The organism is Terrimonas pollutisoli, assembly GCF_029360765.1.
In the GTDB taxonomy this organism is placed as follows: domain Bacteria; phylum Bacteroidota; class Bacteroidia; order Chitinophagales; family Chitinophagaceae; genus Terrimonas_B; species Terrimonas_B pollutisoli.
Window position 1 is genome coordinate 97723 of sequence record NZ_JARKNA010000018.1, and the last position, 16508, is coordinate 114230.

Consider the following 16508-nt stretch of genomic DNA (forward strand, 5'->3'; position numbering starts at 1 on the left):
CCGCTTAATTGACCAGCCCGAAATTTATCGCAAACTTATAAAGCCCGGCAAAATTTTTTACTTCCAGTTTTGCAGCAATATTGCGCCGGTGGGTATTGACGGTAAGTTTTGAAATAAATAGGGCATCAGAAATTTCAGAACTGTTTTTCCCATTCACCAGCAGTATAATGATATCCTTTTCCCGTTTTGTGAGGCTGCAAAATTTTTTAAAGTTTTTCTTCATCCAATCACTTTCCTCCAGCACACTGTTTATTTTTTTGGCGATAGTGCCCAGCGAATTCACTTCGTTTACAATAACGATCACTTTATCTGAAACAATCTCACCTGGCGTGTAAAGCAATTTTGCAGAAGCAAAATACCATTTATAAGCGGGTTTAGCCGGCGCCTTTACACGATGCACAAAATTGAAGATGCCAGCGGGGTTTTGTTTTTGCTGCATATCCAAATAAGTACGAACAATATAATTGATCTCTTCCGGCACAAAAAAATTTTGAAAATATTCCGGGCCCTGGGCTTCCAATTCTTCCACACTATGCTTTAGGATATTGCAACCGCTTTTGTTCATATATACGGTAGCCAGTTTGCTGAGATCGGTTACCAGCACATTTCCGGGTAAATAATCGCCAACCGATTCAATAGAAAATTCCCCCTTATGTATTTTTCGTTCCAGGGTATAAACCTGCTGGCTGCTGATATCATTTATTTCACGGTTCGTTAATACAGGTCTCATTGGTTGTATTCGGTGGTGGCGGTTAAATCAAATACTTCGGCAAATTTCAGCAGGCTGGCAAAATTATGAATAGCGAGTTTATCACTAATTTTTTTGCGGTGTGTATTGACGGTATGAAGGGAAATATATTTAGCAGCAGCTATCTCCCGGCCGCTCATGCCGTTGGCCAGCAAGCCTGCTATCTCTTTTTCTCTTTTGGTAAGCGAACAAACCTTATTGAAATTTTCTTTGAAAAATCCGTCATTTTCCAAAACCCGGTACAGCCTTTTTTTCATTTCGCCCAGGAAATCCAGGTCGTAGGTGAACATTACAACCTCTTCCGGCACGTTATTACTATTCTTATTAAGCCGGCTGGCAGTGATATGCCAAACATAGTCGCCCTTCTTATTAACCGACCGGTAAAAAAAGCTATAGGTTTCGCCCGGTTCTTTATCCGCCAGCAAGCCGGCTATTTCTTTGGCCAGTTGCTGCCGCATGGCTTCTGTTAGCGGCTCCCTGAAATGGCGGTGAAGCAGGGAAGCCGAAGGATTGATAAAACTATTTTTCAATCCGTCAAGGCGATACACTTTAATTTGCCCCGGAAAAAGACGGTCTATCCCGGTCATTAATTTATTATGAGTTTCGTGGCTTATCATTTCAATTTTTGGTAAACATATTTCAGCAAGGGTCTTTCTTTTAAAAATACTCATTTGTAGGTATTCCCAAAAGCCGCTGGACTTTTAATTTGCGAAAAGTTAATGTCTCATGACGGCCTGGCTGGCTCCTGATAAACAAAAAGGAAATGCAATGAAACCCGATTACTTTAAAGAAGCCGGTATAATATGGAAACGCCTCGCAAATGGCGCCTCCGAAGAGGAGCTGAAATTCGAACTGGAGATCTATAAAGGGTTGTTGAATTTTTTTATGGTGGGTGATTATTATTACTACATTTTTAATGTAAAAGAGGCCATTTTTGATTTTTTCGGCCAGGAGATTACCAATGTTCTCGGCTACACTACTGAAGAAATTGATGTTCCGTTTTTTATAAATACAATTCATCCTGAAGATCAACCCTGGTTTTTGAATTTTGAAAATAAAGTAATGGAATTTTTTTCCACTCTGTCGCAGGAGCAGATTCCGAATTACAAAGTGCGTTATGATTACCGCATTAAGAAAAAAAATGGGGAATATATACGCATATTACAACAGGTCGTTACCATCCAATATAATAATGATAATCCTGTGTTGCGCACATTTGGGGTGCATACCGACATTTCCCATTTAAAACAAAACGGCACACCGGTATTATCGTTTATCGGTTTAAACGGAGAACCTTCCTATTTGGATATTGACGTGAAAAAGAAAGTTAGCACCCGTGTTTCAGGGTTAACCCGGCGGGAACACGAAATACTTTACTTGCTTGCTGACGGTAAAAGCAGTGAGGATATTAGCCGGGTGTGTAGCATCAGTAAACAAACGGTGGATACACACCGTAAAAACCTGCTTAAAAAAACCGGCTGCATCAATACGGCAGCTCTTACCTCTACTGCCATCAAAAAAGGATGGATTTAAACAAGCCAGTCATTAGTCTTTGTGATTAATAAGTCAGCATTCTTTTTTAAGAGCCTTTTCTGCTTGCGTTAAAAACCAGGGCAGGCCTTAGTATTAAATAAATACCGAGTTATAGGTATTGTTTCAAATTTATTCCCCTTTTAGTTTCGCACTATCTTCTTATATCCTCCCGGAATATCACAGCTTGTTATAGCAATGTATGCCTGTAGCACAGGCACTATTTTTTAAAACCCTCCCACCCTTTGTTGAAAGCAATAAGAACGGGAAAAACACCCGGATAAAAGGGTTTATTCCTGTTGCTGCAAGGTCCGGCAAAATTGAAATTTACTATCCTGAGTAAAAACCAGTAAGCGTTGAATTTTTAAACACCGTATTGATTTAATAAAAGACCATGAATAGAACTTTTACAACAATCGCTTTATTGATATTTTCTGCAAATGGATTTTCTCAGGCTGGTATTTTGGATCCTGCTTTTGGAAATGGAGGAAAAGTTTTTACCAACATACAAAACTATAATGGACTTACTGAACTGGCATCGTCTGTCGCGATACAGGCTGATGGTAAGGTTGTGGTAGCCGGGGCCGGGGGTAATTCCAACTCTACCATTGTGATGCGTTTTAATATGGATGGTAGTTCTGACATAAGTTTTGACGGCGATGGAATAGCTTATATCGCTGGTATAAGCACAAGCGCTATGGCCATACAAAATGACGGTAAAATTGTGTTGGCAGGCAGCAGGTACAGCAACATCAGTCTTAATGATATAGCCCTTGCGAGGCTCACTATCAATGGCGGTTTGGACCCGGTGTTTGATGGCAATGGTAAACTGGTGACTGTTGTAAGTACACAGGATGATTGGGCGAGTTCTATTGCAATCCAAAGTGATGGAAAGATTGTGGTGGGCGGAGCTGGCATAATTGGAGCTAATTATGATTTTGTACTTGCCCGCTATAATGCAGACGGCAGCCTGGATGAAGATTTTGATGGCGACGGCAAGTTGATAACCTCATTCGGATCTTCCGATGATTTAACAGCCTCAATTGCTTTACAAACTGACGGTAAAATTGTTGTAGGCGGATATAGCCATATAAGCGGGGCCAATTATGATTTTGCTCTTGCCCGTTATAATACGAATGGTAGTCTGGATGCAAGTTTTGACGGGGATGGCAAGTTGACAACAGCAATAGGTTCATCTTACGATGCTATAAGTTCGATAGCCATTCAAAACGATGGAAAGATTGTGGCTGGGGGAAATAGTTACGGAAGCTATTATGATTTTGCCCTTGCCCGATATAATACAAATGGCAGCCTGGACGCTAGTTTTGATAGTGATGGAAAATTGACAACTTCCATGAGCATTTATCACGACGCAATTGTTTCAATCGTCATCCAAAGCGATGATAAAATTGTAACCAGTGGATACGGTAATAATGGTAGCAACAATTTTTTTGCACTTGCACGATTTAATATGAACGGCAGTCTTGATGTAAGTTTTGACAGCGATGGAAAGCTGGCCTCTTCGATTGGGGGTTTAATTAGATCAATCGCCATTCAAAACGATGGAAAACTGGTAGTAGCCGGTCAAAGCGGTAATGATTTTGCCCTGGCCCGTTACAATACAGACGGAAGCCCGGATGGCGGATTTGACGGCGATGGAAATCTGGTTATAGCAATAAATTCATCTAATGAATATGCTGAGTCAATGGCCATTCAGAATGACGGGAAAATTGTTGTGGCAGGGTATAGCGGTGTCAACTATGACTTTGCTCTTGCTCGTTATAACACCAATGGCAGCCTGGATGCCAGTTTCGATGCAGATGGGAAAACTATAACGTCGATTGGTACATCACATGATTACATCAGTTCAATAGCTATTCAAAGCGATGGAAAGATAATTGCGGGAGGATACGCTAATATTGGAGGTAATAATAATTTTGCCCTTGCCCGTTATAATACAGATGGCAGCCTGGATGACGGTTTTGACGGTGATGGCAAGGTAACCACCAGTTTCGGTGCCGGCTACGGCGTAGCCAGAGCGACAGCCATACAAAGCGATGGAAAGATATTGCTGGCTGGGAATAGTTATACCGGGAGCAGCGTTGATTTTGCCGTTGCCCGCTATAATACGGATGGCAGCCTGGATGCCGGTTTTGACGGCGACGGCAAACTTACATCTCCAATAGGACCAGATAGCGATGAAGCAACTTCGATGGCTATTCAAACCGATGGAAAAATAGTGGTTGCCGGCCAGGTTTTTACGGGAAGTAACTGGGATTTTGCATTAGCCCGTTACAATACAAACGGTACACCCGACCTTTCTTTTGGAACAGGAGGTAAAGTAGTTACTTCTATTACCACGTCTGAAGATTTAGTTCGATCTATAGCTATCCAGGCAGATGGAAAAATAATATTGGCAGGAAGAACTTTAAACGGAGGCAGTTATGATTTCGCACTGGCCCGTTATAATGCGAACGGCTCTTTGGATAATAGTTTTGATGGCGACGGTAAACTAATAACCGCTATAGGATCAGGGTTGGATGAGGCAACGTCGGTAGTGATCCAAAACGATGGAAAGATTATGGCAGGAGGAACAAGTTTTAATGGCAACAATAATGACTTTGTCCTTGTTCGTTACAATACAGACGGCAGCCTGGATGCTGGGTTTAACAGTGACGGCAAAAAGAGTATTGAGTTTTTCTCAGAAGGCAATGAGGAAGCATACGCTTTAAAACTCTATTCTGATCGCATTTATTTAGCAGGAAATGTTTTTACGGAAGGGGGAAGGGATTTTGGTCTTGTTTCACTTTTAAATGATGCATTTCCCTTACCACTTTCCCTATTAGAATTCAAAGGGCGACTCATCAACAGCAGCAGCCTCCTCACCTGGAAAACAACTGATGAAGAAAACACTCATTCTTTTGATATTGAAAGAAGCACAGACGGCAGAACCTATATCACTATTGGAAATATAGCTGCAGTCAACCAACCCGGCGTTCATCAATATCATTTCACCGATAATGATATCACTTCTTTAAGCGCATCGGTTATTTATTACCGGCTTAAACAAACAGATATTGACGGCCGCTTTACTTATTCCAAAATCATTGCCTTGCCCATTGACTATAAAAAGCACATCGTTCTTTTTTATCCCAACCCTGTTAGCAATGATGCCAACCTTACCATAACCATTGACGGGCCGGAACAAGTCTGCTCCAGGATCATTGACAATGCTGGAAAAATAGTCAGGCAACAGCAATGGAATTTATCATCTGGCAGCACTTCCCTATCTATTGATATAAAAAGATTGGCTAACGGCATGTATTACCTGGAACTAAAGGGAGAAACTATTAATGAACGAAAACCATTCATCAAACAATAAAATTGAAATTTACTATCGGAGCGAAACCCAGTAATTATTCAATCAAGGTCAAGGGTTAAGTTTCTTTTATCACCCGTCAGCACTTCCCTATCTGTTGATATAAAAGGATTAGCCAGCGGCATGTATTACCAGGAACTGAAAGGTGAAACTATTAATGAACGGAAACAATTCATCAAACAATGAACTTCTTAATTTATGAAGAAGATAATTTTTACACAGTTACTTTCTATTTCCTGCTTTTTATTACAGGCCCAAAGCGCCGTGGAGAAAATTGAATTAAAAGGAACTGTTTACACCGTTACCAAACAGATCCCAGATGACTTAAAACCAATACTGGGAAAATATACCTATGAGTGGGGGAAAAATGGGGAAGAACCCATTATACAACTCAACCTGGATGGCACCGGTTTTTTTCAACCTCACCAGGTGGCCCCTGTTCCCATGGAGTTTTGGCTTGATTGTGATGACAAGGGCATTGTGCGAAAACAACAAGGCGATAATGGCCGCTTTAGAATAACGCTGCTGGTAAAGTATGGTGAAAGCGCTAATGGCAATTATCCAACGGGAAAGTATGACCTGATGGGTGTTACTGTAGTGACAGACGAAAATTACGCTGTTATCAATGGGGAAAGATTTAAAAAGCTTAAAGGAGACTAATACCTGGCAAAAAAGAGGTGGGCAAGAGCTTCAAAGAATATTGTTTTCTTTTAGTTTGCCACAAAAAACTTATCAGTTGGTATTGCACAATAAAAAAATAGACTCTATTTTAGCCCCGCTCTATCCAATAGCTTAGCATAAATCTCCACTTGCCGGTGATTTCTATGAAGACATGAACTAATGTCTGCACCCAGTTATTTCGATTATTTATCCATGACAGCCAGCCTCTCGAATACATTTCCTTCGAACAAACCTGATCTGTACTATCAGAAACCAATCTGATAACTGATAAACGAACCTGTAAAATGAGAATTCCGTCTTTCGCAAAAGGGACAGCTCTTGCTATCTTTTTTTGGACATCGCTTATAAATGGCAATGCACAGGATATTCACCTGTCACAATTTTCAAGCACTCCCTTGTTGCGCAACCCTGCGCTGGCCGGCATTTTTACGGGTGACACCCGTTTCCAGGCTGTTTATAGAAACCAATGGCAAAGTATCGGCTATCCGTACCAGACCGCTGCATTGAGCGGGGAATACAAGTTTGCTGTCGGAGATAATGATGATTTTATAACCACAGGTCTTAGCTGCTTTTATGATGTTGCCGGAGTCATGCGATTAAAAACATTGCAGTTGATGCCTGCGCTTAACTATCATAAAAGTTTAAGTCAAAATAAGAGCAGTTATTTGTCAGCTGGTTTTATGGCAGGTATTGTACAACGCCAGTTTGATGGCAAATATTTAACCTTCGACAACCAGTATAATAATGGGCGATATGACCCGGCTGCTTTTTCGGGTGAGAGCTTTACCGGCATGAGGCGAAGTTTTGCTGACTTTGCGGCGGGTCTTAGCTATAATAGTAGCATTGGCGAAGCCACCAATTATTATCTCGGCGCCTCACTCTGGCATTTTAATAAGCCCAAAGCGAATTTTCTTTCCGATAGGCGAATACAACTTGATCCTAAATGGCAATTCAATGCCGGTGTACGAGCCAGCTTAAGTGATTTCATTTCACTACAAGCCGAGGCCAATCATCTTATGCAGGCGAACTATAGAGAGACAGTTGGCGGCGCTATTTTATTTTATTCCTTCAATGATCAATTGGGCAGTGATAGCCGTATTAGCAATGCATCAATCGGTGCTGGTCTTTTTATGCGGGTGAATGATGCCCTGATCCCGCAAGTACAGCTTTCTTATAATCATTTTGATATAGGTCTTAGCTATGATATTAATATCTCCGATCTGAAAGTAGCCAGTCGTGGTCGCGGCGGATACGAATTATCATTAAGCTACCGGGCGTTCACCAGGAGTAATACAATTTCCTACATGAGATGTCCCCGGTTTTAAAAAATCAAAGTATAATCACCAGCCATAAACTGACTCACCACCATGAATTTCTGTAACCGGGTAAGCTTTTTACGAACTAAGATGATGAGAAGGATTGGAATATTTTTTCTTTTGCTGATCTTTCTTTTTCAATCTATAAAATCTAATGCACAACCGGCAAACGATAATTGCGCTAATGCAACGCCTATTACCATTGGCGATGGCGGTTATGCATTAGGCACATTCACCAGTGCGCAACAAGATATGACATCCGCCACACAGCAAACAGGTGAATCTTTCGCACCATCCATTACCGTGGCCGGTTTGAACAAAAAAAGTGTTTGGTACAAGTTCAGCGTTCCCACTACACGCAGTATGAGGGTGAGCTTGCTTCAACCCGGTAGCGCCATACAAGCAGGCAATGTTGGCTTTGCCGTTTATAAGGCCAGTAATTGCGTACCGCTCAATGGGCAGATCAGTACTAAACTTACTCCCATTGAAACCTTCGGTAACACCTTTCATCCTTGTGTTGAAACGGGTGATTACCTGGTACAGGTGTCTGGCAATAATGCGGCAAACGGTAAGATTTATATAACTGTGGAAATAGCGGAACCATCTCCCGCCTTGTATGATAAACCTTCCACGGCACAAAAATTTGGCAAGGTGAGTACGAATAAGATAACGGCGGTTGATTTTTATGTGGAATGCCAAACACTGGATAACGCTGCTGAAAACTGTTCGCCCAACGGTTCCTTAAAAGATTTTACAAAGAGTACCTGGCATACCTTTAAAACGCCGGATTATTTTGATTGGTTTAGTGTGTTGTTATCTGAAAATTACACTACTAATTATTATGACGACCCTTACACAGTAGGTTATCGCATTTATGAAGGCGATGTTAGTACAACATCAGTTGGCTCATTGACTTTACTCGGCGGGTGTGATAGTATGAAAACCAACGGCTATTACCCCGATCAAAAAATGTATAAATGCGGTCAGCTTAAAACAAACACCACCTACACGATCCAGTTTTTATATCACAAAGATTTTATGCGCACCATGCGGCTGGCTGTAGCCTGGAATGGTACTGCTGCTACCAAAGGTCCTCAACCGGTAACCCTGTCCACCCCAAATAATATGGGTACACTTTCAGCCAGTGCATATGGAACTAACAATACTGCAACCGACAACTTTGCCTGCAATGCAAGGCACAGTTTATACAATTGTCCAAAAACATTACCGGTAAAAGGAATCAACGTTAGTGGATGGAATTATAACATGAGCAGTTTCTTTTCTTTTAAGCTTTCCGGTACTTCTTCTCTGAATATATCGGTTAATACAGGAAGCCCCGGGCCTTTGCTCCGTTTGTATAGACAGAAATTAACAACTGCGTGTACAGACCTCGATACAGTAAATCTAATTGGGGATGCCGTCAGCTACCTGAGCATGACCTGTCTTGATCCCGGCGATTATGTGTTGCAGGTGATGGGAGTTGATACAACTTTTGATTTAAGAAAGAGTGGCTACTATTACGGTCATCTTTATACTTCAGCATATCCCATGAATATAATGGGAAACCTTGGAAATGCTATTACTGTTAATATTCAGGCCATAACGGAAATAACGACCAATAAGTTTTCTCTCAGCGCCTCCGGAAAATTTGATAAACTGAATGCTGTGGCTGGTGTAATGAAGCCATTGGTTGCTTACCAGCAATATGTTTCCGCTAAAGATACCTTTGGTTGCGCCAATACTGTTTTGCCAGACGATAATGGGATTTGTAAGTCACCTTATGGAGAACCAATGACCAAAGCCTCTTATCGTGAATTTGAAGTGACAGATAGTTTCATGTTACAGATAAAGTTGCCATCCCCGACATGGATTGCCAAGTTATATAAAGGAAATGCCAATGACCTGGCTGTCGCACAATCGGCCTTTGATTATCCGGAAAAAATTACGGGGCTTACTCCTTATACGAAATGCCTTAATGGATATGAAAGCAAGTATGCCTGCATCACGTCCGGCACTTATACGCTGGTTTCGCTTGACAATAGAATGAGATTGGAATCAACAGTTGAAGTGACGCCTCGAAAAACAAAAGCAAAATTTGCCAGTCCCGCTACAGCCCTGGATATGGGCAGTCTTTGGGATCAGCTAGGTTCAGACGGGGTAACAATGAGTGCCGTGGACACTTTTATCTGCTACGATAATCCGGCTACCATAGATGGTTTGGCCCCTTGCAACGATAATGCTGGTAAACCAACGCAGAAACTAGCTTACAGGCAGTTTTATCTCAACGAACCTGCCTTGGTTTACATTACCAATTATTACTACTACTACGGCAAAAGTTTTTCAGGCAGATACTCATTGTTTAAAGGCAAGGCCACTGATGGCCTCGCAACATTGAAGACCATGGGCACTAAATGGACTTGTTTCACCAGTGCAAATAGTGATGGGCAATGTGACGCATTGCCTGCCGGCTGGTACACGGTGGTATCGTATGGCGGAGGGCCATCATTTGCTGAACCGACGAGAAGCAGTATTAGTGACTCGTATTTCGGAGAGTTGGGCCAGGAAAATGGATTTTATATAAGGCTTACCAAGCCCTGTCCTGATCCTCAATTTAATCGTCCCCATAAAGCATCGGTTGATACGGTTACAAAAAAACCTTACCTGATACAATGGGGGCCGCAAACCGGGCATACAGCAGCCTATCCGGTTACCTATAAAAAATATACACTTGACCAGGAAAACTTAAACTGCACGGAGGATACCGCATTTATCAGGCAGTATATGCAAAAATGCAACGCGGAGAATGTGAAAGTGGCGTTCTATGTATTTGAAACAACTCAGGAGTCTTTTGTTCAACTTGAAATCCCGGATGGGCTTTGGGGCGCTGTTTATGACTTTGACGTAAGAACAAAGGATTCAACTAAATTAAAAACAGATCAACCGTTCCAAACCTGCTTAAATAAAGGCGGACAAATTCAAATTTGTAAACTGCAACCCGGTAAATACACATTGGTATTTTTTGCGCCGTCCAGCTATACATGCCATACCGTAACACCAACTATTTATATTGACCAGGTAGGCTATAGCCGTTTTGATCATGCATCAAATTCATACGATTTTGGAACGATTAAAGCTGACAGTATTTGGTATAATGGCAAGCCGGGTGATAAAAATCCGTTGAATACGGGGCGGGCTGCCAGCAACGATTTCTTTTATTGCACTACCGGGGCCCAGGAAAAAGATCCCGCCGATGCTGCCTGTATGTCAAAATACAATCCTGAAATATATACAGCAGGTGATAATGTGGTGATGCATCCTGACAATGCCAAATCTCCCGTATACTACGAGATTGACCGGCGTAATCTTTGGTACACTTTTACGATCAATCAACCCGGAACGGTACGAATAAAGGTGGATAATAAAACGGCCGGTAAAACCTGGCAATACCCCTTCGCAGTGTATAAAAGCGATGTGGATGGAGGACTGCCTTTTAGTTCGGTGGTAAGTAGCGGATTGGTAGATTCTACGCTACTGCAGGGTTTGAGTTTTGTAGGCCACAACCTTTATTACTACTATTATTGCAATAGTTTAAATGATATAAGTTTTTACAACGACCCTTGTAGCTTCAAGCCTACCCGCTATTACATTTTGGTGGAAAATCGCAATCCCTATGGCTACGGCAACGTGCATGATATGAATCCCAACCACCAGGTAGAAGTATCGGTATTGCTTGACCAGGCGGATGCTATTGCCACAAAGTTTGACCATTACAGCCAGGCCAACGATATGAGCACGGTCAATAGCGGTAAGAAAAAAGGAGCAACGGATAATTTCACTTGCGCCACGCGGGATTTGCCTGATCCGCTATATGCCTATACACAATGTCAGAAAACATTATGGTATAAGTTTACCACTACCACTACCGGGCAAATAAGATATGCCGCATTCTTTAAAGGCCAATATCAATACTACTACGATCATATCCAGTTGTTCCGGAAAATAAAGGACAATGACTCCTCCAGTACAGGTTTACAGCATATGCCCTATACTACCACTTATTACAACAATGGCAATTGGGCACAACAATGTATTTCACCCGGCACATACTATATCATTTTACCGGGCTGTAATGCACTCAATGAAGATGTATATCCTGAAATCGAAATCATACCACAGGCCGGCGATTTTTGCAGCGCACCGATGGTTACCAACCTGAATGGCGCCGGCACTAAAGTGGTTTCGGTCACGGTAGATTGCCATACCATCGGAACTGATTATGGCGAATTCAATCCTACCCTTACCTGCCCGGCAGGAGGTAAAACTTCAGATTACAAAACCAGTTGGTACAGGCTCGATATCGGAGGAAAAGACACACTTGATGTAACCGTTTACATCAATGAAAAAACAAATGCCGGCAGTACAGATATAAAATACCGGATGATGACAGGAACCTGTGGTGCCATGCAGGAGCAAAGCTGCGTGCAGGATGCACTCACAAGAAATACCTACAAATGCCTGGCGCCGGGCAATAGTTATTATATCCAGGTTTTCACTCCGGAACTAATTAGTAACTATTACCAGGTGACGGGCGATATTGATTTAAATATTTCAGCAGTAAAACATGCTGACACTTGTCTTCCGGCAGCTAACTGCATTGCGGTTGCCAACTTTACACCCGAGTTTGATTGCACTAAAGACCGTGATGTAACCTTTACCAACTTCAGCACTTATGGTTCTGATATCAAATACGAGTGGAATTTTGGTTATAACAATCAAAAGAGCAATGCTGTTTCACCAAAGTTCTTTTACCCCGCATTAACAACAGCGAAAACATATAATGTAAAACTGATCGTTACCAATACAAGCTGTGGTAAAAAAGATTCCATAACACAATCTGTAACCATTCCGGCAAGACCTGCGGTTAATCTTGGAAGAGATACGGTTATCTGCACCAATGGGGCCAGCATAAGTTATGATGTTACTTCACATAGCGGCGCTACCTACTATTGGTACAATGGCAGCACGCAGCCTACAGCAACATGGACCTATACACAAAATCCATGGGTGGAGATAACCTATAAAGGTTGCGTAGCCCGTGATACCGTGAACATTTGGATCAACCCAGTTGCTAAAAAAGATTTGCAAACCGTCGCCCTTTGTAATGTAGACAAGGTAACACTCAATAGCAATCGGGGTTACGGTGAGCAATTCAAATGGAATACAGGTGCTACTACTTATTCAATAGAAGTTAGTCAGCCAGGTTATTATTGGGTTGATCTCTATTTGAATGGTTGTACCATCCGTGATTCATTCCTGGTCGTGAGCACTGATCTGCGGCCATTGGGAAAAGATATAACAGTATGCCAGGGCAATATGCCTTACACTGCCGACGCTACAGTTAGCGGCGCCAGCGCCTATCAATGGCAGAACGGGACAACCTCCGCAACATTCAGTGTTACAAAGCCAGGGGTGTACTGGGTGGATATCAGCCTTAGCGGCTGCACATTCCGCGATTCATTGATGGTAAAAGTTGATTCTTTTAAGACAGCCACTGTCAAAGCCACTATATGTGAAGGTCAAAAATATCAATTACCCGGTGGCCGGTTTGTAACCGTGGCAGCTACCTATAAAGACACATTGAAAAATATCCGCGGATGTGATAGCCTCATCACTACGGTTACGCTTGCTGTAGATATGATTAAGCGGATCAATACCGATGTCTCCATTTGTGCAGGTCAATCTTATACTTTACCTAGCGGGAAAATGGTTACAACCGCAAATACATATGCCGACACCGTTAGAAATATTCGGGACTGTGACAGTATTATCAGCGTAATTAATCTTACAGTTGCCAATGTAAAACGTGAAAATAAATCAGTAACGCTCTGTAAAGGGCAGTCCTATACGATGCCATCCGGAAAAACGGTAATGAACCAAGCGGTTTACAGCGATACCTTAAAAGCCAGGGCGGGCTGCGACAGTTTGATCACGACTGTTGACCTGAGAATATTATCACCCATTGTAAATACATATACTACTTCCGTATGTTTCGGTAAAACTTTCACCATGCCCGGCGGTCGTGTAGTTAGTAGCAGCGGTTTTTATAAGGATACTATAAAATATGTAAATGGCTGCGACAGCCTGATCAGTAATATTACCGTAAGTATAGGCACTGCTATAATCGAAAATAAAAAAGTATTTGTATGTGAAGGGCAGTCCTATATTTTACCAGGAGGACGGCAGGTGAATACAACTGCTATTTATAAAGACACAGCTCGCAATGTTGCTGGTTGCGATAGTTTGATCAGCACTATTGATCTGACAATGCAATCAGTTGCCCGCAAAAACAGTAATGCCTTTATTTGTGGCGGCGGTAACTATACATTGCCTTCAGGTAAAAGAGTGAACGCTACAGGCATCTATAATGACACACTGCGGTATAAGAGTGGTTGCGACAGTGTGATAACAACAGTGGATCTCAAAGTGTATAATGCGATTGTCAATACGGCCAATGCTATCATCTGTTCCGGCAAAACTTACACACTGCCGTCGGGAAGGATTGTCAATGCGAATGGCCTTTACCGGGATACACTTCGCTATGCCAACGGCTGTGATAGTTTGATAACAAACATTACATTGAAAGTAACGGCCCCTTTGCAGGAAACAAAAACAGCTTATATCTGCCAGGGCAATGTTTATCAGTTACCTTCAGGCCGTATTGTAAGTACAGCGGCTATCTATAAAGACACGGCCCGGTCAATAACTGGTTGCGACAGCCTTGTCAGCACAATTACAGTAATTGTTGATGCGCCACAAAAACAAACGCTTAATCCTGCAATTTGTAAAGACCAGGAATATGCACTGCCTTCGGGTAGGTTAGTGTATACGGCAGGAATTTATCTTGACACATTACACAATAGCCGTGGCTGCGATAGTCTGCATTACACCATCAACCTGCAGGTGAACAATGCAACCAAAGAAGAAAAATCAATAACGCTATGCAATGGTGAAAGCCATACGCTGCCATTAGGTAAAATTGTAAATGCTGCCGGTGTTTATAGGGATACATTAAAAACATTGAATGGCTGCGATAGTATCATTATCACAACTATTTCTGTAAGGCCGGCGTTGACAGTTACCTTGAGCGGAAATAAAAATATTTGTAGTGGAGGCAGTACAACAATTTCAGCCATAGTAACAGGTGGTAACGGAGGACCATACTCCTATAGCTGGACCGGATCGAATAGCAATAGTAACTCCATTACGATCAGTCCGATCACAACAACGAAATATAAACTAACCGTAAGTGACGGTTGCACGGTGCAACCGGCTATCGATTCCATTACGATTAATGTAACTGCCTTACCTGATGCAAAGATTACAACGAGTACAAAAGCAGGTTGTGGTTCGTTGAAAGTAAATTTTACCAATAACACTGTGAACGTAAACTGGCAATGGGATTTTGGAACCGACATTGCAACCGATATATCTTCTCAAAGAAATCCATCTTTCACTTACCAGCAGCCCGGAACTTATATTGTAAAACTACAAGTGACAACACCCAATGGTTGTAAAAGCGAAAGTTCGGAAACGATTATAGTAAGTGAAACGCCGACCGCAAGCATTAAAGGATTGCCACAAATCTGTGCGGGAACCAGCACTTCTTTTACAGGACAGGTAGATAATCCTACCGGCATTAAATGGAATTGGGATTTTGGAAATAATGCAACAAGCACAGTTCAAAACCCGATGGCTCAGTTGTATCCGCTTGCCGGCAATTATACGATACGTTTGATTGCAACAAATGCTGTCGGTTGTTCAGATACAGTTGAGCATGCATTAAAAGTGGCAGCGCTACCTGTACCAGGACTGAATGGAGCAGAGGCAAAAATATGTGCGGGTACAGGCACCACATTGAATGCACAGGGAGGGACAGGGTATCAATGGACTCCGGCTGGTGGATTAAGCAACACCACTATTGCTGACCCTGTTGCTAACCCGGCGACAGACACCCGCTATTATGTAACCGTTACCGATGCAGCCGGCTGTGAGGCCATTGATAGCATTTTTGTGAAGGTGATTCAGCCCTTCTCTTTAACTACCAGCGCCAATACATTTGTTTGCGCAGGCGCCAGTGTAAACTTACAGGCATCCGGGGCTGTGCGTTATGAATGGACGGGCCAGGGACTTAGCCAATCAACAGGTGCTGTCGTCAAAGCAACGCCGGCATCTGGTTTCGTTACTTACACTGTAAAAGCCTATGGTGCTAATGATTGTTTTACGCAAACCGCCAATATCGTGGTAGATGTGATTCCACTTCCCATAGTTGATGCTGGCAAGGATACGATAGTAATGGTTGGCAGCAGTTTTTCATTACTGCCAACCTATAGCACCGATGTGAAAGAATATAATTGGTCACCATCAACCAACCTTGATTGTATCAGCTGTCCTTTCCCGGTAGCAATGCCCAGAGAAGACATACCTTATAAGATAACAGTTAAAAATGATCATCATTGCGAAGCAAGTGATACCCGCACAATCACGTTGTTGTGCAACAATGAAAGTGTTTTTGTGCCGAATACATTTACACCAAATGGTGATGGGGTAAATGATATTTTCTATCCAAGAGGAAATGGCATACGGTCAGTGAAATATCTGCGGGTATATAACCGCTGGGGTCAATTGATTTTTGAAAAACAAAACTTTAATACGGATGATAAAAGCGCAGGCTGGAATGGAACTTTCAAAGGGCAGCCATTAGCGCCTGATGTATATGTGTACACCCTTGCGATGGTTTGCGATAACAACCAGGTAGTAGAAACCAAAGGAAATATTATGATTGTGAGATAAAGTG

General features: G+C 42.2%; 7 protein-coding genes. 5 read left to right on the top strand and 2 right to left on the bottom strand.

Going from position 1 to position 16508, the window contains the following annotated elements; genetic code table 11:
- Positions 1–4: 4 nt before the first annotated feature.
- Complete coding sequence (locus tag P2W73_RS21700) at positions 5–730, bottom strand: response regulator transcription factor (protein ID WP_276504207.1); 726 nt, start codon at positions 728–730, stop codon at positions 5–7.
- Positions 727–1365: a helix-turn-helix transcriptional regulator gene (locus tag P2W73_RS21705; protein ID WP_276504208.1), complete on the bottom strand. Its 639-nt coding sequence runs from the start codon at positions 1363–1365 to the stop codon at positions 727–729. Before P2W73_RS21705 ends, P2W73_RS21700 begins: the two co-directional genes overlap by 4 nt.
- A gap of 109 nt (positions 1366–1474) precedes the next feature.
- Between P2W73_RS21705 and P2W73_RS21710 the strand changes: the two genes are divergently transcribed.
- The 5 genes from P2W73_RS21710 (at position 1475) to P2W73_RS21730 (ending at position 16504) form a co-directional block, all read left to right on the top strand.
- Positions 1475–2281 carry a LuxR C-terminal-related transcriptional regulator gene (locus tag P2W73_RS21710; protein ID WP_276504209.1) on the top strand — a complete coding sequence of 269 codons (807 nt, stop codon included), beginning with the start codon at positions 1475–1477 and terminating at the stop codon, positions 2279–2281.
- A 391-nt stretch (positions 2282–2672) separates the two neighbouring features.
- Entirely contained in the window at positions 2673–5660 is a 2988-nt protein-coding gene (locus P2W73_RS21715) for a T9SS type A sorting domain-containing protein (protein WP_276504210.1), read from the top strand.
- A 195-nt stretch (positions 5661–5855) separates the two neighbouring features.
- A complete protein-coding gene (locus P2W73_RS21720) occupies positions 5856–6317 on the top strand; it encodes a hypothetical protein (protein WP_276504211.1) in 462 nt (153 codons plus the stop codon).
- 305 nt (positions 6318–6622) lie between these two features.
- Positions 6623–7663, top strand: coding sequence for a PorP/SprF family type IX secretion system membrane protein (locus P2W73_RS21725; RefSeq protein ID WP_276504212.1), 1041 nt, complete (start codon positions 6623–6625; stop codon positions 7661–7663).
- Positions 7664–7747: 84 nt separating this feature from the next.
- Positions 7748–16504: a T9SS type B sorting domain-containing protein gene (locus P2W73_RS21730; protein WP_276504213.1), complete on the top strand. Its 8757-nt coding sequence runs from the start codon at positions 7748–7750 to the stop codon at positions 16502–16504.
- Positions 16505–16508: the final 4 nt, after the last annotated feature.

Coding starts and splice junctions, on each gene's coding strand:
- P2W73_RS21700 (WP_276504207.1), bottom strand. CDS start 730: ATGAGACCTGTATTAACGAACCGTGAAATAAATGATATCAGCAGCCAG.
- P2W73_RS21705 (WP_276504208.1), bottom strand. CDS start 1,365: ATGATAAGCCACGAAACTCATAATAAATTAATGACCGGGATAGACCGT.
- P2W73_RS21710 (WP_276504209.1), top strand. CDS start 1,475: ATGACGGCCTGGCTGGCTCCTGATAAACAAAAAGGAAATGCAATGAAA.
- P2W73_RS21715 (WP_276504210.1), top strand. CDS start 2,673: ATGAATAGAACTTTTACAACAATCGCTTTATTGATATTTTCTGCAAAT.
- P2W73_RS21720 (WP_276504211.1), top strand. CDS start 5,856: ATGAAGAAGATAATTTTTACACAGTTACTTTCTATTTCCTGCTTTTTA.
- P2W73_RS21725 (WP_276504212.1), top strand. CDS start 6,623: ATGAGAATTCCGTCTTTCGCAAAAGGGACAGCTCTTGCTATCTTTTTT.
- P2W73_RS21730 (WP_276504213.1), top strand. CDS start 7,748: ATGAGAAGGATTGGAATATTTTTTCTTTTGCTGATCTTTCTTTTTCAA.